Origin of the sequence: Microcystis sp. M109S1 (assembly GCF_020247025.1) — a bacterium.
In the GTDB taxonomy this organism is placed as follows: domain Bacteria; phylum Cyanobacteriota; class Cyanobacteriia; order Cyanobacteriales; family Microcystaceae; genus Microcystis.
The window spans coordinates 1-22,614 of sequence record NZ_JADBRW010000278.1; the positions used below are offsets into that span (position 1 = coordinate 1).

The window sequence follows — 22,614 nt, forward strand, 5'->3', positions numbered from 1 at the left end:
ACCAGAGAATAGTTTTACTTGATGCCATCCCTGGGACCATAGTAATTTACTGGTTAAGCTAATTATTGTTGAGTCAATAGGAAATAAAGCTCGCGCATTCTCTATTCCTTTTTTGGCAACTAAACGCTTATTTAATTCGACAATGACTTTCTCAAACGGACTTGTTGCTCTAATTTTGCTTGCCTTAGAAAATGGGGATAAATTTACATTAATTCCTTGAAGTACCATTCTACTGCATAAGTCCCTCATACTGACGATGCTTTTATCTAAAGCAAAACAAATCCAACAGGACAAAAATGTAAAAGTATCTAAAGCGGGGTAGTCATTTTTAGGCAGTGGTTTGAGAAGCTCTTTTATGAGTTTTGAGAAATTCGTCATCAGGGCAAACTCCCTATTGTGAGGGTAATAAGTTGTCTAGATTCTATCTATAATAGCATTTTTTGTCTGACTTTTCTCAACGTTCAACACTTCTGCGTAGAAAGGTGTTTCAGAAAGAGCATCTGGAGTTTTTGAGAATAGCTTTTCAAAACATAGCCGAGAAATGGAAGGCGAAGATAATAGAGATTAACGGAGAATCAGACCATATCCATATCCTTCTGACTTACCCCCCTCACAAGCTGTTAAGTAGTCTAATCGCTAACTTAAAATCAACTTCTTGCCAGCTGATGTGGGATAACTTTTCAGACCACTTGGGAGAAGGGGAATTATGAATTATGAATTATGAAGTGGGAAGAATAAATAAAAATAATCTCCTGACTCCTGAATTCTAACCCAATGGTAGATGTTGGATTTTTCCAGGAGTTCTATTTTCGGACGTATATAAGCAAAACTTATATAATAATTCCAAAAGCTTGAGAATATTTAAATTAACATTCCGCAATATTTACAAATTCTTAAAAATTAATTGAGAGAGATTTTTATTTAACAACGATGTTATGATAGTTACAGCGATTTTACTGAATTTCACGATGGGTTCCTCTGTGCTTTTCTGGGCAGCAATGGTTGAAACCCTTGCCACACCTACAAGGTAATCCTAATTAAGACAGGTAAATTAGTCAATTTCACCGGCAACGATGATCTTTTTTTTGTGTAGTTTTATTGCAAAAAAAAAGTTTTTTTGACAAAAAGCACAAAGTATGATATGAACCGAACGTATTTCTGGCTGCCAGTAGTTATTGCAGAGTGGGAGTTGGGGAGAAGGGAAAAGAGAGAAGGGAGTGGGGGAATTATGAATTATGAATTGGGGAGGTGGGGAAGTGGGAAGTGTCGTGAAGTTAAGTCCAAAAGATCAACAGGATCTACAATGATAACAAGTCAGACCTCTAGGGAAAGGAAAATAATCATGAAGCCGAGAGAGCCAATTAAAGTCTTAATTGCCGAAGATCACGAGCTAACTTGTTTAGTACTCAAGACTTTAATTTCCCAGCAGCCGCATTGTCAGGTGGTGGGAATTGCTGTTAATGGTCAACAGGCTATCGCATTGGCGAAAATTTATCAACCAGATGTAATTATTTTAGATGTACGGATGCCTGTCTTAAATGGACAGAGCGCCGCTATTCAGATCAAACAATTCGACCCTTATGTCCGCATTATCGCCTATAGTTCCTTGGCAAATCTTCCAATGGAAAAAAATAATCAAACTACAGCCTTTGATCTATACTGCCCTAAAGATATATCTTCCCAAGATCTGATCAAAGCGATCGATGACTTGGGAAAATTAGCACAATCGGACAAATCTCAATTCCGTCGGGTCGGATAGTTAACTAAGTTTTTCTTCAGGAAAAGTTGCTTGAAACTCATCGAGTAATTCATCCAACTCCTCAAGAGCTTGATTAACATCTAATCTCAGACCCCCAATGTCGGGTTTATCGCGCAATTGCAGTAAATAATCCCGTTTATTGGCCATTTGTTGCACTTTATCGATCAAGCTGGTTTTATCCATAATTCACCCTCTGGTACTGACTGCGATTATATATCAGTCAGCCCATATCAGTGAACAGTGATCGGTGAACAGTGAACAGTCAGTGATCACTGGTAACTAGAGCTCCCGCAAAAATCAAAAATCTTCTCTTGGGTGAGCAGACAGTAAACTCCGAGACAGGAGGAGAAAAAAGACAAGAGACAGCTAACTGATAACTGATAACTGATAACTGACTTTCCTATGTCCCCTCTCAATTCTCACCGCACAGAAATAACTACCGTTGCCGATCCTATTTATCTAGAAATCTTTAAAAATCTCTATCAATTTATTGCCGAAGAAATGGGGATTACTCTCCAAAATACGGCAGCAAGTGTCAATATTAAAGAGCGCCTAGACTTCTCCTGTGCTATCTTTGATGAGGTAGGAAATTTAATCGCCAATGCTCCTCATATTCCCGTCCATTTAGGCTCTATGTCCGATAGTGTCAAAAGCTTAATTCAGGATAAAGGGGAGACGATTCGTCCAGGGAATGTTTATCTGGCTAATAATCCTTATAATGGCAGTACTCACCTGCCGGATGTCACAGTAATTAGTCCTATTTTTGACCGCCAAAATCAGGAAATATTATTTTATCTTGCCTCCCGGGGACATCAAGCTGATATCGGTGGAATTACCCCCGGTTCTATGCCTCCCCATTCTGTTCATATTAGCGAAGAAGGAATTTTATTCGATAATTTTTTGCTGGTAGCGGCGGGACAGTTTCGGGAACAAGAATTAATTAATCACTTAACTAATAGTCCTTTTCCCGCACGCAATATCGCCCAAAATATTGCCGATTTTCAAGCACAAATAGCCGCTAATGCCAAGGGGGAAAGAGAATTACATAATCTGGTTGAGCGCTACGGATTAGCTATGGTTAAAGCCTATCAACAGTTCGTTCAAGATAATGCGGAATTAGCGGTTAGAAAAGCTATATCTGTCCTGAAAGATGGTGAATTTACTTATTATCTGGATAACGGTGCTGTCATCAAGGTCAGAATTAGCATAGATATTGATAATTGTCAAGCAACCATTGATTTTACTGGCACATCTGACCAGTTAAATAATAATTTTAATGCACCCCTAGCAGTGACAAGAGCGGCGGTTTTATACGTTTTTCGTACCCTTGTGGAGGAGGCAATCCCTTTAAATGCTGGCTGTTTCAAACCCCTCCATTTAATTATCCCGTCTGGCTGTTTTCTTAATCCCGTTTATCCGGCGGCCGTGGTAGCTGGAAACGTGGAAACTTCCCAGGCAATAGTTAATGCTTTATACGGTGCTTTAGGCATTCAAGCAGCCAGCCAAGGGACGATGAATAATTTCACTTTTGGCAATCAAGAATATCAATATTATGAGACTATTTGTGGCGGTTCCGGTGCGGGGACAAATTTTGCGGGAACCGCTGCCGTGCAAACCCAGATGACTAATTCCCGTCTCACCGATCCAGAAGTATTAGAAATGCGCTATCCTGTGTTAGTAGAAAGTTTTAGCATTCGCCCCGATAGTGGCGGCAGGGGACAATATTCTGGAGGTGATGGTGTGATTAGAAGAATTAAATTTCAAGAGGCTATGACCGCCAATATTCTGTCGGGTAATCGCCTGATTCCCCCCTTTGGACTGGCGGGAGGACAAGCTGGTAAAATAGGACGTAATGCCGTGGAAAGAAACGATGGAACTATCGAAGAATTGCCCGGTACTGCGACTGTAGAAATGAACCTTGGTGATATTTTTATTATTGAAACCCCCGGCGGTGGTGGCTATGGAAATTGCTGAACGATAACTTTAATTAAGTACCTAAGCAAAATTAATTACACATATCTAACTACCTTTTGCCTATCCTAACCAAAAAGTTAATTTTGTCCTATTACTTATTAATTCATGACAATTATCTTAGCGATCGAAACCAGTTGCGATGAAACGGCTGTGGCTATTGTTAACAATAACCTGGTGTTGAGTAGTGTGGTTTCTTCTCAAATTGATCTCCATCGTCTCTATGGCGGTGTTGTGCCGGAAATGGCCTCCCGACAACACCTAGAAACCATTAATTTTTGTCTAGAAAAAGCTTGGCAAGAAACGGGGTTAAATTGGTCAGAAATTGATGGAATAGCCGCCACAGTTGCCCCCGGTTTAGTAGGTGCTTTAATGGTGGGAATGACGGCGGCTAAAACCCTGGCTATTGTCCACGATAAACCCTTTATCGGCATTCATCATCTCGAAGGTCATATCTATGCTTCCTATCTCGCTGAATCTGATCTTAAACCTCCTTTTTTATCTCTTTTAGTCTCTGGGGGTCATACCAGTTTAATCCATGTGCAGGCCTGCGGAAAATATCAACAATTAGGAACCACTAGAGATGATGCAGCCGGAGAAGCTTTTGATAAAGTGGCACGATTATTAAACTTAAGTTATCCGGGTGGTCCGATAATCGATCGCATAGCTAAAGATGGTAATCCGCAAGCTTTTCCCTTGCCTGAGGGTAAAATATCTTTACCAACCGGCGGTTTTCATGCCTACGATTCCAGTTTTAGTGGTTTAAAAACTGCTGTTTTGCGCTTAGTAGAGAAATTCGAGCCAGATAATTTACCTGTAGCTGATATAGCCGCTAGTTTTCAAGATACGGTAGCCAGAAGTTTAACCCGTCGGACAATCAATTGTGCCTTAGATTATGGCTTAAAAACTATTGCGATCGGGGGAGGAGTGGCGGCCAATAGTGCCTTAAGAAATCATCTGGAAACTGCCGCCAAAAATCATCATTTAACTGTCTATTTTCCGCCGCTTAAACTCTGTACCGATAACGCCGCTATGATTGCTCGCGCTGCTGTTGATCATTATGATCTTGGTCATTTTTCTGACCTTTCCCTCGGTGTTCGTTCCCGTTTACCTTTAAGCGAAGTTATGCAATTATATAATATTAGCTTCTAATCGTCGGTCTTGAATCAGTGATCAGTGATCAGTGATCAGTTATCAGATGTGAGTTTTCAGTTCACTGTTTACTGTTTACTGTTTACTGATCACTGAAAAAAAGCTCCCCACTCTCCTATACCTTTTAAACAGGATTTAGTCTGACCTATAGTCGCACAAGTCCACCCTACAATTGATCAAATGTTTGGCTTTTTAAATCTCAATAAACCCCCCGATTGGACTTCTCACGATTGCGTGGCCAAAGTCCGAAAAATTCTTAAGACTAAACGAGTCGGCCATGGGGGAACTTTAGATCCTATGGCTACGGGAGTTTTACCGATCGCCGTCGGGGCTGCCACCCGATTACTGGCCTATTTACCCGAAAATAAGGCTTATCGGGCAAAAATCCAGTTAGGACTCAGCACCGATACCGATGATATTACGGGAAAAGCGATCGCTGCTTGTCCCTGTGCCGATTTAACTTTAGAGGCAGTTAAGCCCCATTTAGCGGAATTTATCGGCAATATTGCCCAGATTCCGCCGATGTATAGTGCTATTCACAAGGATGGTCGTCGTCTCTACGAATTGGCGCGCAAAGGGGAAATAATCGCAGTGGAGCCTCGTCAGGTCAAAATTGACCAAATTACGGTTTTAGACTGGTTAGAGGGCGAATTTCCGCAAATAGAGCTAGATATTCACTGTGGATCGGGGACTTATATTCGTTCCCTGGCCAGAGATTTGGGGAAGGTGTTAGCTGTGGGTGGCACTTTAGCCAGTCTAACTCGCACGGAAAGCTGTGGTTTTCAGTTGGCCGATAGTATTAATCTGGAAGCTTTAATGGCTAATTCCGAGGGTTTAATTTCGCCTCGCATTGCCTTGGCACATCTAGACTGGATTTCTTTCACACCAGAGAGAGTTATCGATTGGTTTCACGGCAGAAAAATTAATCTCACCGATACAAATGTTATACTCGGTTCTCTGGTTGCTGTGGAGTCTTTAGAAGCTGAATTTCTCGGCATTGGTGAGATAGTTGTTATAGAAGATGAATACTACCTACAGCCTAAAATAGTTATTCAGCAATAGGGTTAATAATAAACACTTTTTCTAGATATTAAGTATGCTTATCTGGACAAACTAAGCTTTTTTATACCAAATCCGTTTTTAATAGTATGATTAACTCCCAATCGATCTTTAAAAACCCAGTTATGGATTGTTTCCCCCCACTTCCCACTTCCCACTTCCCACTTCCCACTCTCCTATACCTTTTAAACAGGATTTAGTATTATTAACAGTATAAACCCACTGATTATGATTTTTTCTGGCCAGGATTTTTTTAGAAGCGACCAAAGATTTTAGACAAAGATTGAGCATAGAAACGGGACGATTTAAGCGATTGCTCAATTCTTGAACTGTGATTCCTTGGGGATAAACTTGCATAAGTTCAAAAATTTGTGCGCTAGTATTTAGTCCTTTTGTCGGACTAATAATCTTGATAGCCAAGGCTAGTAATCGGGAGAAACGACAGGCCATTAGACCATTGTTTGTCGCTGCTTTGTTCCGCTCGATCTAGCCTTTTTTTCGATAAGTTATTAGGGTTTAAAGTGCTAATAAAGTCTTGACGGAAATAGAGATTAATTTGTTCCCATAATCTCTTGAATAGCAGATAAAAGGCGATCAATCTCCCCATCAGTCCCGATCGAAATCCGCACATAATTCTGAATGCGAGGATGTTTAAAGTATCGCACTAATATCTGACGCTCTTTGAGTTGATTATATAACTCACTGGCACTAATCTGGGGGGGAGAAGCGAGGATAAAATTAGCTTCCGAGTCAAAAACAATAAATCCCAACTCGCGCAGAGAAGTAATTAAACGGCCGCGTGTTTGACGGACTTTTTGCCAAACTTCCTCAAAATAATTATGGTGTTTTAAAGCTGCTGTGGCTAAAGTTTGAGCGATGCGATCTAAATTATAGGAATCACGCACCTTATCCATCTGTTCGATAATGGCCCTGGAAGCAAAACCGAAACCGACTCTTAACCCCGCTAAACTATAACTTTTCGACATAGTGCGACTAATAATGACATTATCGTAACGGGAGAGAAAATCGAGATGATTGTCATCACTAAAATCCACATAAGCTTCATCAATTAATACCAATCCCGAGGCATTAGCACAGGTTGCTTCTAAATAGTCGCGATCAAGATGTTTACCGACGGGAGGATTAGGAGAAGCTAGAAAAATTAATTTCGCTTCTGGACAAATAATCGGTCCTTCCAATGCAAATTTATCATTAGTGGGAAATTCGATAATATTTGCCCCGTGTACCCGGGCAATTGTCTCGTAAAGAGAATAGGTTAAATCTAAAAAAGCGACGCTTTCGCAAGGGTTAACAAAAGTTCGCAGGGCGATATTAAGGATATCATCGGAGCCATTACCCGCGATTATCTGATCGGCTGTTATGCCGTATAATTCCGCCGCCGTTTGCCGTAACTCTTTGGAGATAGGATCGGGATAGAGTCGGACTTTCTCTAATTGCTCTGGCAGGTGGGCAAAAATTTCCGCCGGTGGGGGATAGGGATTCTCATTGGTGTTAAGTTTGGTAAATCCCGCAGTTTGGGGCTGTTCTCCCGGAGTGTAGGCGGGGGTTTGACGAACACAATCGCGTGTAGGTAGCATGAACTCTCTGGGGCGGCAATTTCTAGCAAGCTTTTTATTATAGCTGATTATCAGGGGTTGAAATAGGTTCAACCCCTACAGGTAAAACTAATTAAGGTTCTACCCAACGGCCATCGGCTTTAATTAAATTAATCAACTCGCTTACACCTTCATTTTCGGGGACGCGTTTAATTTCCTCGCGACCGCGATAAAGGGAGATATAACCGGCCTGTTTCCCCACATAACCATAGTCTGCGTCGGCCATTTCTCCCGGTCCGTTGACAATACAACCCATAACGGCGATATCGAGTCCGGTGAGGTGTTGAGTCGCTGCGCGCACTTGCTGCAGGACATCTTCTAAATTAAAAAGAGTGCGACCACAGGAAGGACAGGCAACGTATTCGACCATAGTTTTCCGCAGTCCCAGGGCCTGGAGAATGCTGTAACAGACGGGAATTTCCTTTTCAGGAGCTTCCGTCAGAGAAACGCGAATCGTATCACCAATACCGTCCGCTAACAGAGTGGCAATCCCGGCAGTGGATTTAATGCGTCCGTATTCCCCATCTCCTGCTTCAGTAACACCCAAATGTAGGGGATAATCCATACCTAACTCGTCCATGCGCTTAACCATGAGACGATAGGCGGGCACCATCACCGGCACGCGGGAAGCTTTTAGGGAAATGACCAGATTGCGAAAATCGAGGGATTCGCAGATGCGGATAAATTCTAAAGCCGACTGTACCATTCCTTCGGGGGTGTCGCCGTAGGTAAAGAGCATTCTTTCGGCTAGAGAACCGTGGTTAACGCCGATTCGCATCGCTTTACCTTGATCTCGCAGGGAAACCACTAAAGGTTTCAGGGTTTCGGCAATTTTTTCGCCAATTTCATCAAATTCTGCTTGACTATACTCGCCGCGGTCGGCTTTCGGTTTCTCGAAAACGTACAAACCGGGGTTAATTCGCACTTTATCGACGTGCTTGGCCACTTCTAGGGCGATTTTCATACCGTTGTGATGCACATCGGCTACTAACGGCACGGGTTGATAGGTGGCCAGCAGTTTTTCCCTAATTTTAGCCAAAGCGGTGGCGTGGGCCAGACTCGGCACGGTGACGCGGACAATTTCACAACCGACTTCATGGAGGCGACGGATACCGGCCACGGAACCATCTATATCAAGGGTATCCTCGTTAATCATCGACTGCACGACCACGGGATGACCACCACCGATGGTAACGCTACCTACCTTGACGGGACGGGTTTTGCGTCGGTGAATCGTGGTGTCGAATTCGGAGGCAGTTGCGGGAGGTTTGAGCGTCGATTCCAAGGTTTGCATAGGACTATCACCAACAATCACTCTCCCTATTCTCTCAAAGAACAGGAACAGATTCTAGCCACTCTAATAAAATTGGATTAAAACGGTCGGGACATTCATCCTGTAAACAATGACCGGCCTGTTCAAATTCTACATATTTAATCCTAGGATTAAGGGAGACAAAACCCTGGGCTAACTGGACGGGAACCATCCGATCTTGCTTTCCCCAACACAATAAAATCGGGATTTCTAAGCGTGGTAAAATTAACTTTGCTGGTGGACAATATTCGGGATGATTGACAGCTTGTGCTAGGGAAATAAAGGCCTCGGCTGCCCCCTCATCTAGGGTTGGGGCGGCGATAATTTGTACTAATTCCTCGCTGACTGCTTTCTTGTCTTCGTAGGCGATTCCTGCCCATTTTTTCAAGACTTGCGGACGACGCAGATAGTAAAAAATCGGTTTTAATAGCCAAGGAGAAGTGAAAAATTTTTCCATAGGAGTGACGATATTTAATAACCAATCGGCGATCATTTCCCGCCGACGGCTGACATCGGGTAAACTGAGCATAACTAATCCGGCTACCATTTCCGGATATTTACCCGCTAGGGCCATACTAACTAAAGAACCGATCGAATTTCCCACTAATACCACGGGTCTGTTAATAACAGTTTGCCAGAAATCGTGTATTTGTTCCACCCAGAGATTAACGGTATAGGGAACCTGTACTTTGCGCGAACCACCAAAACCTAATAAATCTACTGCGTAAACTCGATGATTTTGGCTGAGAATAGGAATATTATGGCGCCAATGTTCGATCGCCGCTCCAAATCCATGCAGTAAAATTAAAGGGGGATTATCGGCATCTTGGGGGTTTTTTGCCGGCATAAAACTATAACGAATTTGCCAACCGCGCCACACCCAATCCCGTTGATAACCGATGCGTTCTGTCCAAGCTGGTGAAGTTGTCACTTAAGTCAAACAATTAAGAGGTTTTCAGGAAATATTACTCTAGTTTTATTATACTGGTTTCCCCGTCCCTGACCCGCAGCCGAATAACATTTTTGTACTACTTTTTCCAAATATATTTAGAGCTTGCTGAATAAATCTAAAAACCTTGTTGGATAAGACTTTTAGACCTTTTTGAAATCCAAAAGTGCCTCGTCTGGGAGTGTTCAGGGGGAAAATTCCGGGACTTTTTCCCTGAAAATTAGGTAATTGAGCCCCTCAAAATCGGTAAAACCCCACACCCCACACCCCACACCCCACACCCTACCCCCACCGAAAAACTTTTTGCCGCAAACCCTATTTAAACCTAGGGTTGATCTAGCCTATGCTAAAAAGAGGGGGATTAAAATCAATCGCTCCTAGACTTTAATTGAAAATTTAGGATATTGCACCGATGGGCAATCTATTTGATGATGTCAGTCGCTTTCTTGAAACCCAACTGGAAGAATTTCTCAGAAGTCATCCCCAGTTAGAATTACAGGCGCTGGTGGAACAACTGCGCGAACAGGAGCGCGATACTGCTAAACTGATTAGCGCCCTAGAAAATGAGCGTCAACGTCTCGAACAGCAAATTTTGGCCACTGCCCAAGATATCCAAACTTGGCACGCTAGAATCGATAAGGCTAAGGCCGCTGGACGGCAGGACTTGGTTAAGGCTGCTAGTGAACGCGAGGCGGCCCTATTTCGTCAGGGTAATCAACTTTGGGGACGGATGGAAGGGGTGAAAAAACGTCTGAGTCAATCCCAAGAGTTACTGCAACAGGTCCAACAACGTCGTCAAGAAGTGCAAATTAAAGCCGAAAAATCCCCTAAAAATCAGTCCCGTGACTGGGAAACCAGTTTTTGGGATCAACCCCAAGAATCGGACTATCAGCGCTCGAACTACGATAATCTCGATCTAAAATTTAAAGAATGGGAAATGGAAGAAGAATTGAAAAAATTAAAGCGAGAAATGGGACGATAATTTTTCAGTGAGCAGTGAACAGTAAACAGTAAACTGATAACTCACATCTGATAACTGATAACTGATAACTGATCACTGATAACTGAAATCCCTAAAACCCCATCCCCCATCCCCCATCCCCCAGAATTGTTCCTCTTAGAAAACGATGGCATCTCAAGCACAAAATCCTGAAAATCAACCCTCCTCTACCCTCGAAGAAATCCGGGCTGCTCGTTTAGAAAAAGTGGCAGGATTGCAAAAAGCTGGCTTAAATCCCTACGCTTACCAGTGGAAATCTACCGCTCACGCTCAACAATTACAGGAGCAGTACGCTGACTTAGCCCCGGGGGAAGAAATTAGCGTCGAAGTAGCCATTGCTGGTCGGATTATTGCCCGAAGAATTATGGGTAAACTAGCCTTTTTTAACCTGCAAGATGAAACGGGAACGATTCAATTATACCTCGATAAAAAACGCATTAGTGAAACCATGGCCGCCGTGCCGAATGCCTTTAACACTGTGATTAAACTGACCGATACGGGCGATATTTTAGGAGCAAAAGGCACAATTAAACGCACAGAACGCGGCGAATTATCTATCTATGTAAACGAGTACGAAATTCTCACCAAATCCCTCTTACCTCTCCCGGATAAATGGCACGGTTTAACCGATGTAGAAAAACGTTATCGACAAAGATATGTGGATTTAATTGTTAATCCAGAAGTGCGACAAACTTTTCGCCGTCGCGCCCAAATTACCGCTGCCATTCGCAGATATTTAGACCAAGAAGGTTTTATTGAAATTGAAACTCCCGTGCTACAAAGTGAAGCGGGAGGAGCCGATGCTAGACCGTTTATCACCTATCATAATACGCTGGAGATGGAGTTATATCTCCGCATTGCCACCGAGTTACATCTAAAAAGATTAATAGTGGGTGGTTTTGAAAAAGTCTTCGAGTTAGGCAGGATTTTTCGCAATGAAGGGGTTTCTACTAAACACAACCCTGAGTTTACTTCCATCGAAATCTATCAGGCCTACGCCGATTATTATGACATGATGGAGTTAACCGAAAACATTATCGTTAAGGCCGCACAAGATGTTTTAGGTACGCTGAAAATCACCTATCAAGACACGGAAATTGACCTAACTCCTCCTTGGCGACGAGTGACCATGCACGAATTAGTCCAAGAAATAACCGGGGTTGACTTTAATAGTTTTGATGATTTCGATTCGGCTCGTATTGCCGCAGAAAATGCCAGCATTGGCGTTCCAGAGGACTGTAAAACCATCGGTAAGCTCCTAAATGAAGCTTTTGAACAAAAAGTCGAAGAAACCCTAATACAGCCCACTTTTGTGCTAGATTTCCCCGTGGAAATTTCGCCTTTAGCTAAACCCCATCGCTCAAAAACTGACCTCGTAGAAAGATTTGAATTATATGTGGTTGGACGGGAATTAGCTAATAGTTTTTCTGAGTTAACCGATCCCATCGATCAACGGCAAAGATTAGAAGCACAGGCACTCAAAAAAGCGGCTGGAGATTTGGAAGCGCAGGGAGTTGATGAGGACTTTTTAACCGCTTTAGAATACGGAATGCCCCCCACGGGAGGCCTAGGAATTGGCATCGATCGCCTGATCATGTTATTAACCGATTCTGCCAGTATTCGCGATGTGATTGCTTTCCCCTTATTAAAAAGTCAAAGTACAGCGATTAAATCTTTTGACTACGATCAGGAAAAAAAAATTCTGAAAGTGGAATTTAATCACGGTGGTATCTATCTTTATCATGATCTACCTTTGGCAGTATATAAAGATTTTCAGTCTGCACCATCGAAAGGACAGTTTTTTGTCGGACAAATTCGCGATAAATACAGTTTTGATAAGGAATTGTAAAAGTTAGGACTACTTCAGTTATCAGTTATCAGTTATCAGTTATCAGTTATAATTCATAATTCCTTTTTACCTTTGACTTCCTGCCAAGTGTTACCGACTCCCTGTAAAACCCCGCGAATTACTAACCCAATACCGCGACCGATAACTTGGATAAGAATATAGACTACTCCCTTACCCACCACCCGAAAAAAAGCGCGTAAACGCGGAGATAAAGAGTCTCTTAATTCTAAGGCGATCGAAACTAACCAGGGTATGCCTGTTAAACTATTTAATTCTTCCTGTCGGGGGGAATAAATGGCTAGAGATTTGATTTGTCCCTCGCTATAGTGAAATAATTGATATTGACTTTCAAAGATATCTTTGGGTTCTTGCCAATATTTTTTCCGTCGGTATTTCCAAGATAATTCATTGCGGATTTTAGCTAATTTTCTGGCGATGAGAAATTCTGAACGGTAAAGTTTTTGTTTGACTCTTTCCGATTCCGAGAAGTTATTGAGAATAATTACTGTCACTGCATTGGCAATATTATGAATGAGATTTTGCAGCAGAATTTCGGCTCTGGCGATGGTTTCAGGAGCATTAGCCCGGTATTCTACTCCGTCAATAGTTAAACTATTTTCGTACAATAAATAGGAAAATAAGTCAAGAGTAAAAGGAATTTTATTGAGGATTTCTGTTTGAATTGCCTCTCTTTCTTCCAGAATAATTTCGTTAAGCCTACTTTTACTAATTTCGTCAGAAACCGAGGCATTAATTTCTAAAAATTTACGGGTAACTTTCTCCCAGATATCGTAAATAATCAGATTTAAGCGACTGGTTAATTCCCCGCTGCTAATCTGTAAATATCTCATTTCATCGACGTTTTTGCGAATTTCATCGAGACCTAAATACAATAGTTCCCGTTGCCGATTATCCTGTAAAACATCAATTTCAAAACTTATCTTGGTTCTATTAATTAAAGGCGATCGAATGACCGCTAAAGTCGATTCAAAAACTGCCGAAACACAGAGGGGACGCTCGCGGCTTAAAATTGGTAATTCCCGATCGATATTGTTAATTATTACCGGGGGTGTGACTGAAGCTGAATTGTAATAACTACCTTCGAGAGGAATTAGTTTTCTCACTAGCCATAGAGCCGCTAAAAGTTCTCGTTTTCTCCCCTGCCAGTAAAAGCGATCAAAGCCAGATAAAGACTGTTGATTGAGGTGGAGATCAATTAAATGTAATTCACTTTCGATGCGATTTAATCCCGTTTTTCCAGCAGTGATTAACCAATGGCTAGGGGCTAAACTTGGACGAGTAGCAATGGTGAGAGGGGAAGGGGCGACATCGTGGGTTTCATCCCGGGAAATTTGCCCTAAAATAGTGATAAATTGCTCTAGGTTTGTGCCTTTGGGAATATAACCGGCTATGCCTAATTCTCTGGCGATTAGTTGCTGTCTGGAATCGAGAGGAAAGGTTAATAAAACAATTTTACTTTCAGGATAGCGAGAGTGGAGAATTTCACAGTAAGACCAATCAAAAAGAGGATCGATAAGGATAATTTCGGGGGCCGGATTAAGAGTCAAAGCGAAAATTGTTTCTAAATCCCCTTCGGTGACGATAGTAATATTTTCTATCTGCGACAAGGCCTGCACCAGACCCAAGCGAAAAATCGGGTCATTATCGATGATAATTAGGGTGAGAGGGCGATCGATCACAAGAGTTGCCGTCTGTCAACGGAGACTATTCACAGGGGCAATTATACAGTTATCTGGCTCATTTGTTTTGTTTATAGCCATAGAAATCGATGCGATAATCGGTAATTTTTACCCCTGTCGATTCCTCGATCTGTTTAATTAATTCCGGGGGAAGTTCGATATGCACATCGATTATTTGTTGACTGTCCAGACAATTGACGTGACTGTGGGAATCGCTGATGTTACCGTAGAGTCTGCCGTCCCAGCGTTCCACAGATTCGATAATGCCCTGACCGGATAGGGCCTCTAGGTTTTGGTACACTGAGGTATGACCGATGTTCTTTCCTTGCAGATTGAGACGATCATAAATTTCTCGCGCTGATAGGTGTTCCCGCGCTTGCCATAGCAATTCTAAAATATAGCGACGCTGACGACTAACCCGCATTCCTAATGTTTGACACCTTTCGATCGCATCTTCTAAACAGCGGATCGGTTTTTGTTTTACCTCCACATTGTCCATTGTTGTTTCCCTTGACCTCCGCCCTAATACATACTCATTACCAGTTTAGCTTAGTCTTTCGATCGATGTCCACATTGTCCCCCCAACCCCCTTACCTACAGGTAAGGGTTTTTTTTGTCAATACTCAAGACTATTTCTCGATCCACATTACACAATTCTGGTTCTAAGTCAATAGCCTTTACAAAACTTAAAAAATTGCTACAAAAAAAAATGTTATCCTTATGGGCTTTTTTTGGGCAAGAGGATCAATGTAGTCCCCTGATTGTCTCGGTTTTCCGTTGATTTGAGGCTTAATGCTTAAACTAAGCCCACAGCATACCACGATCATACCATATTAGTAAATGTAGGCAACCCCGATTTTCAGCCAAATTTTGGCAAATTCAGGAAAAACACTCTCCTTGTAACTTACTTGTTACATTTAACTAATCGCCTAAAATATTTAAATATTTTAATTGTTTATCTTAACTTTATAATTTTTACTTATGCGTGAAGGCTGATTAACTAGGGTTGGGCAAAAAAGCTTGTAAGCTCTATTTAAGGTCAGTCGAATCGGTTAGTATCGGGAGACAGATGTGACTTGTATAGCTTCCCAGTTTTTGAGATTTGAAGACTTTTTAGCAGCATTTTGAATTATCAGCCATAGAAATCTTCGTCAAGAATTTGTTCTAAGGAAAAAGGGCAGTCTAAGGGATATGCTTCCTCTGGAGGAATCGCAATGCCAAAGTCAGCCAATTTACTTTCCTTGATGGCAATTTTACGACCTTTAGGATAGGTTTTATCGATGGCGATTGCTACATGAGATTTCAAAGAAGGGGTGTTTTCTAGTAAGGCGATAACTCGTTCCCTATGTTCGACAATGGAGCTATACCAGCTAGATTTCATGCTTTCAGGAGCGGAGGATTGTACTTGTAATTTCAGTAAATGAGCCAGCAAAATCATTAAATTTCCTTCCAAGGCATTTTTATCTGATTTACCCAATTCTTTCAACTCCTCAACTAAATGAGATACATCTAATGCCTGAAAATCTCCTTGTTCCAACTGACCTATTGTTGTTATCAGCCATAATTGAAAATCTTGTTCATAGAGTTCTGATTTAGTTATCATAATTGCTTCGATAATAGTTAATCTAGACTGAATTATACTCTATTTTGCAGATTTCGGATGTTTCTAGCGGTAAATGTTAAGTAGCTGGTTATAATTAAATTAAAAATGGATTTTAGGTTCGATCCCCCCTGCCCCCCTTGATAAGGGGGGTATCTGATAATTTTTAACGCCTACCTACTTAAGTTTTATTACAGGATTTAACATTTGCACCTATTCACTATTCCCTTATCCTTAGGATAAGCTGTTAATTAAGCATTTAACAGGTAAGAGGCACTCTTGCAACAGTAAAGAGATAGGCGGTTAAAATACATCTTAGCTTAAGGACTAGAGAATATTATGAGACTAGAAAGAGAAGATTTTGATTGGGCGGTACAACAAAACCTAATTACTGCCAGCCAAGCTGAAAATTTATGGACGGCTTTTTTATCCCGTTATCCCCAAGAAGATGAAGTTAATCGCCCTCGTTTTAATTTTGCCAATGTGTCCTATTATTTTGGGGCATTAATTGTTATTTCCGCCCTGGGGTGGTTTATGAACGAAGCTTGGGAGAGTTTCGGCGGTGCGGGCCTATTTTTTATCGCCCTGTTTTATGCAATTTGTTTTATTTTTACGGGAAAAAATCTCTATTTTCAGCAAAATCTCAAAATCCCCGGCGGCCTTTTATTTACCATGGCAGTGGCAATGACTCCCTTAGCAATCTACGGTTTACAACGCTGGACAGGATACTGGCAAGCGGTCGATCCTGGCATCTATCGAGATTTCCATATATGGATTAAAGGTAGTTGGTTTTTAATGGAATTAGGCACGATTATCGCAGGATTAATAACCTTGAGATTTGTTAAATTTCCTTTTTTAACTGCACCGATCGCTTTTAGTCTGTGGTATATGTCAATGGACTTAACTCCTTTACTATTTGGAGAGAACGAATACACATGGAGACTGCGAATGTGGGTATCCTTTTGGTTTGGAATTGCCTGTTTAATAACTGCCTATTTAATTGATGTACGTCAGCGTCGCAGTCGGGGAGATTTTGCTTTTTGGCTATACCTATTCGGATTAATTATGTTTTGGTTTAGTCTATCTCTCCTCATCGATGATAATGAAGCACAACGATTTTTGTACTGTCTAATTAACTTGGGATTGATGTTATTATCCGTCCTGCTAAAAAGAAGATTATTTGTGGTTTTCGGAGGTATCGGAGTATTTGCCTATCTTTCCTATCTCTCCTATCGTCTCTTTGCCGATTCAATTTTCTTTCCCTTTGCTCTAACCGTCTTGGGACTTGGTATTATCTATATGGGAGTTTTGTATCAGCGTCATTACCCAACCCTGGCTAGATTTATTGAAAGTTATATCCCTCTCGAATGGCGCAATTTATTACCCAAAGATAGATAATTAGGAGAAATGGGGATATGGGGACATGGGGATATGGGGAGATTCAACTAAAAAAAACCAAAACCCCAACACCCCAACACCCAACACCATCTTTTTTACTTTTATGAAAATACTTATCGTTGACGATGAAAAAGAATTAACCGAACCCTTAGAACAAATTCTTGCTCAAGAAGGCTATGACGTTGATATTGCTAATAATGGTCGGACGGGGTTAGAATTGGCCCAACAGAATAATTATGACCTCTTAATTCTCGATTGGATGTTACCCCAGCAATCCGGATTACAAATCTGTCAATATTTACGCAATCAAGGGGACACCACTCCCGTTTTATTTCTAACCGCTAAGGATACCATAGACGATCGAGTGGCGGGATTAGATGCCGGTGCTGATGATTATTTAGTCAAACCCTTTCAACTGCGAGAATTATTAGCGAGAGTCCGCGCTTTATTGCGTCGTTCTCCCAATTTTGAAGCTAGTAATAGCGGTAAATTAAAATCTGCTGATTTGGAACTCGATAGCGAAAATCAAGTGGCCTATCGTCACGGTCGCACGATTAGTTTATCAGTCAAAGAAGTACAATTGTTGACTTTATTTATGACCCATCCGGGTCAACTTCTCACCCATGAACAAATTTATCAGCATCTCTGGTCAGAAGGAGAGCAACCTAATAGTAACGTGGTTCCTGCCCTGATGCGCTTGCTGCGTCGTAAAATCGAAGCGGACGGAGAAACACCTCTAATTAATACTGTCTATGGGAAGGGCTACCGTTTCGGGGAAAATTAGGGAATGCTGAAAGATAATGAGAATACCAACTGATTACTGATTACTGATATATGTTATCCTGCCTACAAATTGAAAATTTTACCCTCATCGATCGCTTAGAATTAACTTTCGGCAGCGGATTAAATGTACTGACCGGTGAGACGGGGGCAGGAAAATCGATTATATTAGACGCGATCGATATTGTTCTCGGTGGTAAAGTCAATCATCGCGTCATCCGTCAGGGAAGCCAACAATCAACCCTAGAAGCGACTTTTTCTCTAACTCCAGAATTAATTGCTTGGCTAGAAAGTCAGGAAATTGACCTATTAGAGGATAATAGTCTAACAATCAGCCGGGAATTAGTGATTACTAATAATTCCTTGCGTTCTCGTTCTCGGATTAACGGAGTCGTCTCTAATCGCCAACAAATGGCGCAAATAAGAGATTTTTTGGTAGAAATCACCGCTCAAGGTCAAACAGTTCAGTTAATGGACGCTAATCGACAGAGAGAATTATTAGATCTCTACGGGGGTGAATCGCTGCTGCGGCAGCGGGAAAAAGTAGCGACAGCCTACCTTAACTGGCAAGAAAGCAAGAATATTTTAAATAATAGATTGCAATCGGAACAAAATCGCCTACAAAGATTAGATTTATTAGAATATCAACTAAAAGAACTAGAATCAGCCAATTTAACTGACGCTGACGAGTTGGAACAGTTGGAACAGGAAAGAAACCGACTCTCCCACGGTGTCGATTTGCAAAATTCCAGCTATCAAGTCTATCAACTACTCTACCAAAATGATCGCGATCAACCCGCCGTCGCTGATTTGTTAGGAAAAGCTGAAAATATCTTGACAAATATGATGGTTTATGATAGAAGTTTAGAGCCAATTTTAGAGATGGTGCGATCGGCATTAAATCAGGTGGTGGAAGCGGGACAGGAAATCAACGTCTATGGGGATAGTCTAGAAGCAGATCCCGAGAGATTGAACGAGATAGAAGAGAGAATTGTCCAACTTAAGCGCATTTGTCGCAAGTATGGCCCAAGTTTAGCCGAAGCGATCGATTATTATCAGAAATTACAGCAAGAATTAGCGGAGTTGACGGGAGAAGGACAATCGATTGAAGAATTAGAAAAAATTTGTCAGCAACAGGAAAAAATCTATCGAGAAACTAGCACCCAGTTGACCTTTTTGCGACAAGAAACCGCTAGTCAACTAGAAAAACAATTGGTACAGGAATTAAAACCTTTAGCCATGGAAAAGGTGATTTTTGTCTGTCGGATTGCCCCGGGTAATCCTAGCAGTCTGGGAGTCGATCAAGTGGTATTTTATTTTAGTCCCAATCCGGGGGAAAAAATCCAACCTTTATCCAGTACTGCTTCTGGAGGAGAAATGAGTCGTTTTCTCCTAGCGTTAAAGTCCTGTTTTTCCCAATCCCAATCGGCAGCGGCAACCCTAATTTTTGATGAAATTGATGCGGGAGTATCGGGAAAAGTTGCCCAGGCAATTGCCGATAAATTAGATCAATTAGGTCAACAATATCAAGTTTTGTGCGTTACTCATCAACCCTTAGTGGCTGCTTTAGCTGATCACCATTTTCGAGTTTATAAACAAATGATTGCCGAAGATAATCCCACTAATCTCTCGGAAATTCGCACGGTTGTCCGGGTTACTTCTCTCGATAATCGTCAGACGAGAAGGGAAGAATTGGCACAATTAACGGGAGGAAATTCGGCAGCAGATGCCCTCGCTTTTGCCGAGTCTTTATTGGAGAAAGCGGCTGCCAAAAAACAGTAAGATTTAACCTTGAAATTGACTGATTAACCAACGTCCCACCTGACTTTGATCTCTGGTGCGCGCCTGTTGTAAAGCTGACTCTAAAACCGCGAGTTTTAAATTAGGTAAAACCTTTGATATATCAATTCTTTTGCTACCTCGATCGATTATTTCAAAAGCAAATATTTGAGGATCATCTACCTTAACACTCCAGTATTCACTAACCCCTAATTCTTCATAGAGTAAGCGTTTATTGCCTAAGTCATCATTGAGGGTAGATTTTGAAATTTCAATGACTAAATCTGGTGGAGGATACTGATTTAAATCAATAATCGAAGTAGCACTTGGTATCAGATTCGCTTTCTCTCCTAGATAGTAAGATATATCTGGCTGCACTTCTCTAATTCCTCTTTTGCGATAAGAACAAGTAGGGAGTCCTTGAAAAGGAATTTCTTTGAGGATAGCGTAGAGACTCACCCCCAAAAAGACAACGTGATGATCTCTAGCGTGTTCAAATCCGATGGGAGTCATTTCTAATCGATAATAGCCATTGTAATAATAACTTTTTCCTTGATTTTCTGGGAAGTTGTTAATTGCTGCTAAGTATTCTTCCCAACTACCTTTAATCCATGAGTCAGTTATCCCCCTAGTTTCTAGCTGTTGCATAGTTATCCTATCCCGCTTTGAACTTTTTCTGTAATTATAGCAATTATTGATCAAATCAGAAACTAGGAAATGATAGAATAGATTAATTAAGTAAAAATTAGCCCAATTATGACCACAACTTATGATTATATAATTATCGGTGGTGGTATCACCGGTTCCGCCTTAAGCTATGAACTAGCTAACCTAGGCAGTCGAGTCCTCTTATTAGAAAAAGAAACCCATCTCCTCAACGCCACTTTCTACAGTTACGGGGGTTTAGCCTATTGGTCGGCCACCACAGAAATCCAGAGAAAATTATATCAAGAAGGTCGAGAAATTCAGCGCAATTTATCGCAGGAATTGGGCATAGATAACGAATACCGGGACATAGATCTAATTCTCACCGTCAACCCCGAAGATGATCCGGCCACTGTGGCCGAAAAATTTGCTATCTTTGCTATTACTCCCGAAATTCTCGATCCGCAAGCAGCGATCGCTTTAGAACCTCTATTAAATCCCGCAGCTATTTCGGGAGTTTTACGACTGCCCCACGGTCACATCAATGCCGAAAAAACTAATCTTGCCTATCAACAAGCTTTTCTGCGTCTGGGAGGCACGATTATTCGGGAAGCTGTCATCGAATTAATTGAAACTGCATCGAGAATTACCGGCGTAAAAACTCCTAAAAATAATTATTATGCCGGGGAAACTATCGTTTGTGCGGGGGGATTAACCCGGTCTTTACTGCAAAAATCTGGTATTACTGCTTCCGTCTATTTTACCCATGCCCAGGTGATCAAAATTCCCCCCACTGAGATCAAATTAAACACCCTAGTTATGCCCGCAATTCCTGCTAGATTGGTATTAGAGCAAAAAATTACCCAACTAGAAAATCCGGGCATTTGGCAGAGAGAAACCCCAGAAATAATTACCAGTGTTTTAGAAACGGGGGCGGTACAATTCCGGGATCAAAGCCTTTATCTAGGGCAAATTAGCGCCATTATCACCGATCCTAGCGGGATTTTAAACCCTCTGGCGGGGGAAAAAGCAATACGCGCCGCCGTGGGGACATTGCTGCCCTCTTTAGCCTCTCTCCCCGGAAGCTGTCATCATTGCCTAGTGGCCTTTGCCCCCTCGGGACGGCCTCTAGTGGGAGCGATCGCCGATAAAGTGGGATTGCAGGTATTTTCTGGCTTTACTAGTACACTTGTATCGGCTCCGCCCTTGGCCCGACGTTTCGCGCGTCATCTGCTGGGGGAAATTGACGAGATAATTAGGGTTTGCTGAAAAAGTTTTTCGTGGGGTGTGGGGTGTGGGGTGTGGGGTGTAGGTTTTTACCCATTTTCATCTGGTAAATTACCTAATTTTCAGGGAAAAAGTCCCTGAATTTTCCCCCCGATCCCTCCCAGATCTGGGACTTTTTGTCAATCAAAAAGTCTAAAAGTCTTACCCAACAAGGTTTTTAGATTTATTCAGCAAACCCTAATTACTAATTTACAAAAGTCAAGAGAGAAATTAACTGATGATTGCAATTAATTCTAATCGACTTTTTCCAACTGCCAAAGAATTTGGTTTCCCTCGCGTCTGACCCGGGAGATTACCCAATTTCGCCACGGCCAATGGTCGCCTCGACTGGTAACGGCCCCTGGATTAATATCCATTAAATCGGCCACTTCGGCGCTGGTAATCAAATAACCTCGATTGGCCACTTCATCGGCAATGCGTAGGGTTTCGATGAGATTTCTTAGCTGGTCAACTCTTTCTCCCCGGGGTAATTGGATTTCATCGCCAGCGCTATTAGGTGGTTCATTCATAGTTAGGGTCTGGTCAAAGTTTATTAACAATTAAAAATTGTCGGTTGAGGCAAACAATCAAGCTTTCCTCTCGTTATTCTATTGATTCTATCAATAATAGCTGTCATCAAAACAGTCCTATCTTCTCGAATTTTACCGTCACATCTTTACTAAAACCCTAAAAACCTCTTGACAAAAAACACAAAATATAGTAAGTAAATCAGGGAAAGTGATAACTGATCACTGATAACTGATCACTGATCACTGATC

At 41.7% G+C, this 22,614-nt stretch carries 20 protein-coding genes and 2 pseudogenes; 11 read left to right on the forward strand and 11 right to left on the reverse strand.

The window, feature by feature from the left end; all coding sequences use genetic code 11:
* Positions 1-378, reverse strand: a pseudogene (locus IM322_RS13750) (IS4 family transposase); the annotation flags it as partial.
* Positions 379-482: 104 nt separating this feature from the next.
* Between IM322_RS13750 and IM322_RS23370 the strand changes: the two are divergent.
* Both IM322_RS23370 and IM322_RS13755 read left to right on the forward strand, forming a co-directional pair.
* Complete coding sequence (locus IM322_RS23370) at positions 483-710, forward strand: transposase (protein WP_353737515.1); 228 nt, start codon at positions 483-485, stop codon at positions 708-710.
* A 593-nt stretch (positions 711-1,303) separates the two neighbouring features.
* Positions 1,304-1,759, forward strand: a complete 456-nt coding sequence (locus IM322_RS13755; RefSeq protein ID WP_287674873.1) for a response regulator — start codon at positions 1,304-1,306, stop codon at positions 1,757-1,759.
* On the opposite strand, the gene IM322_RS13760 is transcribed toward IM322_RS13755, so the two are convergent.
* Entirely contained in the window at positions 1,760-1,942 is a 183-nt protein-coding gene (locus IM322_RS13760; protein ID WP_002763844.1) for a hypothetical protein, read from the reverse strand.
* Between the two features lie 219 nt (positions 1,943-2,161).
* Here IM322_RS13760 and IM322_RS13765 point away from each other — a divergent pair, with 219 nt between their 5' ends.
* The 3 genes from IM322_RS13765 (at position 2,162) to truB (ending at position 5,944) form a co-directional block, all read left to right on the forward strand.
* Complete coding sequence (locus IM322_RS13765) at positions 2,162-3,733, forward strand: hydantoinase B/oxoprolinase family protein (RefSeq protein WP_287674875.1); 1,572 nt, start codon at positions 2,162-2,164, stop codon at positions 3,731-3,733.
* A 105-nt stretch (positions 3,734-3,838) separates the two neighbouring features.
* Complete coding sequence (gene tsaD, locus IM322_RS13770; RefSeq protein WP_287674877.1) at positions 3,839-4,882, forward strand: tRNA (adenosine(37)-N6)-threonylcarbamoyltransferase complex transferase subunit TsaD; 1,044 nt, start codon at positions 3,839-3,841, stop codon at positions 4,880-4,882.
* Between the two features lie 180 nt (positions 4,883-5,062).
* Positions 5,063-5,944, forward strand: a complete 882-nt coding sequence (gene truB / locus IM322_RS13775) for a tRNA pseudouridine(55) synthase TruB (RefSeq protein WP_286826584.1) — start codon at positions 5,063-5,065, stop codon at positions 5,942-5,944.
* Between the two features lie 186 nt (positions 5,945-6,130).
* Here truB and IM322_RS13780 read toward each other — a convergent pair.
* The 4 genes and pseudogenes from IM322_RS13780 to IM322_RS13795 all read right to left on the reverse strand — a co-directional run.
* Positions 6,131-6,391 (reverse strand): annotated as a pseudogene (locus IM322_RS13780) (winged helix-turn-helix domain-containing protein); the annotation flags it as partial.
* Positions 6,392-6,492: 101 nt separating this feature from the next.
* Positions 6,493-7,539, reverse strand: a complete 1,047-nt coding sequence (hisC, locus tag IM322_RS13785; RefSeq protein ID WP_287674881.1) for a histidinol-phosphate transaminase — start codon at positions 7,537-7,539, stop codon at positions 6,493-6,495.
* 91 nt (positions 7,540-7,630) lie between these two features.
* Positions 7,631-8,851, reverse strand: a complete 1,221-nt coding sequence (gene ispG, locus IM322_RS13790) for a (E)-4-hydroxy-3-methylbut-2-enyl-diphosphate synthase (RefSeq protein WP_287674883.1) — start codon at positions 8,849-8,851, stop codon at positions 7,631-7,633.
* A gap of 34 nt (positions 8,852-8,885) precedes the next feature.
* Positions 8,886-9,800: an alpha/beta fold hydrolase gene (locus tag IM322_RS13795; RefSeq protein WP_287075658.1), complete on the reverse strand. Its 915-nt coding sequence runs from the start codon at positions 9,798-9,800 to the stop codon at positions 8,886-8,888.
* Between the two features lie 430 nt (positions 9,801-10,230).
* Here IM322_RS13795 and IM322_RS13800 point away from each other — a divergent pair, with 430 nt between their 5' ends.
* Together IM322_RS13800 and lysS are read left to right on the forward strand one after the other, a co-directional pair.
* On the forward strand, positions 10,231-10,800 hold the full coding sequence (locus IM322_RS13800) for a TIGR04376 family protein (protein WP_287674886.1): 570 nt from the start codon (positions 10,231-10,233) through the stop codon (positions 10,798-10,800).
* Positions 10,801-10,945: 145 nt separating this feature from the next.
* Positions 10,946-12,667 carry a lysine--tRNA ligase gene (lysS, locus tag IM322_RS13805; RefSeq protein ID WP_287674888.1) on the forward strand — a complete coding sequence of 574 codons (1,722 nt, stop codon included), beginning with the start codon at positions 10,946-10,948 and terminating at the stop codon, positions 12,665-12,667.
* Positions 12,668-12,720: 53 nt separating this feature from the next.
* Here the strand turns inward: lysS and IM322_RS13810 are convergent, their stop codons facing one another.
* The 3 genes from IM322_RS13810 to IM322_RS13820 all read right to left on the reverse strand — a co-directional run bounded on the left by IM322_RS13810 (position 12,721) and on the right by IM322_RS13820 (position 15,970).
* Complete coding sequence (locus IM322_RS13810) at positions 12,721-14,367, reverse strand: DUF3685 domain-containing protein (RefSeq protein WP_287674892.1); 1,647 nt, start codon at positions 14,365-14,367, stop codon at positions 12,721-12,723.
* 58 nt (positions 14,368-14,425) lie between these two features.
* A complete protein-coding gene (locus IM322_RS13815) occupies positions 14,426-14,866 on the reverse strand; it encodes a Fur family transcriptional regulator (RefSeq protein WP_286826592.1) in 441 nt (146 codons plus the stop codon).
* Between the two features lie 633 nt (positions 14,867-15,499).
* Positions 15,500-15,970: a DUF29 domain-containing protein gene (locus IM322_RS13820; protein WP_286826593.1), complete on the reverse strand. Its 471-nt coding sequence runs from the start codon at positions 15,968-15,970 to the stop codon at positions 15,500-15,502.
* Positions 15,971-16,306: 336 nt separating this feature from the next.
* Between IM322_RS13820 and IM322_RS13825 the strand changes: the two genes are divergently transcribed.
* From IM322_RS13825 to recN, 3 genes are all read left to right on the forward strand, one after another.
* On the forward strand, positions 16,307-17,365 hold the full coding sequence (locus IM322_RS13825) for a DUF2157 domain-containing protein (protein WP_287674895.1): 1,059 nt from the start codon (positions 16,307-16,309) through the stop codon (positions 17,363-17,365).
* A gap of 103 nt (positions 17,366-17,468) precedes the next feature.
* Positions 17,469-18,149, forward strand: coding sequence for a two-component system response regulator RppA (gene rppA / locus IM322_RS13830; RefSeq protein ID WP_287077351.1), 681 nt, complete (start codon positions 17,469-17,471; stop codon positions 18,147-18,149).
* A 50-nt stretch (positions 18,150-18,199) separates the two neighbouring features.
* Positions 18,200-19,927, forward strand: coding sequence for a DNA repair protein RecN (gene recN, locus IM322_RS13835; protein WP_287077349.1), 1,728 nt, complete (start codon positions 18,200-18,202; stop codon positions 19,925-19,927).
* Between the two features lie 3 nt (positions 19,928-19,930).
* Here the strand turns inward: recN and IM322_RS13840 are convergent, their stop codons facing one another.
* Positions 19,931-20,572, reverse strand: a complete 642-nt coding sequence (locus tag IM322_RS13840; protein ID WP_287674901.1) for a Uma2 family endonuclease — start codon at positions 20,570-20,572, stop codon at positions 19,931-19,933.
* A 108-nt stretch (positions 20,573-20,680) separates the two neighbouring features.
* Between IM322_RS13840 and IM322_RS13845 the strand changes: the two genes are divergently transcribed.
* Entirely contained in the window at positions 20,681-21,838 is a 1,158-nt protein-coding gene (locus IM322_RS13845) for an NAD(P)/FAD-dependent oxidoreductase (protein ID WP_287674904.1), read from the forward strand.
* Between the two features lie 251 nt (positions 21,839-22,089).
* Here IM322_RS13845 and IM322_RS13850 read toward each other — a convergent pair whose 3' ends face one another.
* Complete coding sequence (locus tag IM322_RS13850; RefSeq protein ID WP_002768833.1) at positions 22,090-22,365, reverse strand: hypothetical protein; 276 nt, start codon at positions 22,363-22,365, stop codon at positions 22,090-22,092.
* Between the last annotated feature and the right edge of the window lie 249 nt (positions 22,366-22,614).

What these genes read in the sequence shown, in the direction of transcription:
- IM322_RS13825 (WP_287674895.1), top strand. Translation starts at nt 16,307, where the DNA reads ATGAGACTAGAAAGAGAAGATTTTGATTGGGCGGTACAACAAAACCTA.
- truB (WP_286826584.1), top strand. Translation starts at nt 5,063, where the DNA reads ATGTTTGGCTTTTTAAATCTCAATAAACCCCCCGATTGGACTTCTCAC.
- lysS (WP_287674888.1), top strand. Translation starts at nt 10,946, where the DNA reads ATGGCATCTCAAGCACAAAATCCTGAAAATCAACCCTCCTCTACCCTC.
- hisC (WP_287674881.1), bottom strand. Translation starts at nt 7,539, where the DNA reads ATGCTACCTACACGCGATTGTGTTCGTCAAACCCCCGCCTACACTCCG.
- IM322_RS13845 (WP_287674904.1), top strand. Translation starts at nt 20,681, where the DNA reads ATGACCACAACTTATGATTATATAATTATCGGTGGTGGTATCACCGGT.
- rppA (WP_287077351.1), top strand. Translation starts at nt 17,469, where the DNA reads ATGAAAATACTTATCGTTGACGATGAAAAAGAATTAACCGAACCCTTA.
- ispG (WP_287674883.1), bottom strand. Translation starts at nt 8,851, where the DNA reads ATGCAAACCTTGGAATCGACGCTCAAACCTCCCGCAACTGCCTCCGAA.
- IM322_RS13850 (WP_002768833.1), bottom strand. Translation starts at nt 22,365, where the DNA reads ATGAATGAACCACCTAATAGCGCTGGCGATGAAATCCAATTACCCCGG.
- IM322_RS13820 (WP_286826593.1), bottom strand. Translation starts at nt 15,970, where the DNA reads ATGATAACTAAATCAGAACTCTATGAACAAGATTTTCAATTATGGCTG.
- IM322_RS13800 (WP_287674886.1), top strand. Translation starts at nt 10,231, where the DNA reads ATGGGCAATCTATTTGATGATGTCAGTCGCTTTCTTGAAACCCAACTG.
- recN (WP_287077349.1), top strand. Translation starts at nt 18,200, where the DNA reads ATGTTATCCTGCCTACAAATTGAAAATTTTACCCTCATCGATCGCTTA.
- IM322_RS13815 (WP_286826592.1), bottom strand. Translation starts at nt 14,866, where the DNA reads ATGGACAATGTGGAGGTAAAACAAAAACCGATCCGCTGTTTAGAAGAT.
- IM322_RS13765 (WP_287674875.1), top strand. Translation starts at nt 2,162, where the DNA reads ATGTCCCCTCTCAATTCTCACCGCACAGAAATAACTACCGTTGCCGAT.
- IM322_RS13755 (WP_287674873.1), top strand. Translation starts at nt 1,304, where the DNA reads ATGATAACAAGTCAGACCTCTAGGGAAAGGAAAATAATCATGAAGCCG.
- tsaD (WP_287674877.1), top strand. Translation starts at nt 3,839, where the DNA reads ATGACAATTATCTTAGCGATCGAAACCAGTTGCGATGAAACGGCTGTG.
- IM322_RS13840 (WP_287674901.1), bottom strand. Translation starts at nt 20,572, where the DNA reads ATGCAACAGCTAGAAACTAGGGGGATAACTGACTCATGGATTAAAGGT.
- IM322_RS13760 (WP_002763844.1), bottom strand. Translation starts at nt 1,942, where the DNA reads ATGGATAAAACCAGCTTGATCGATAAAGTGCAACAAATGGCCAATAAA.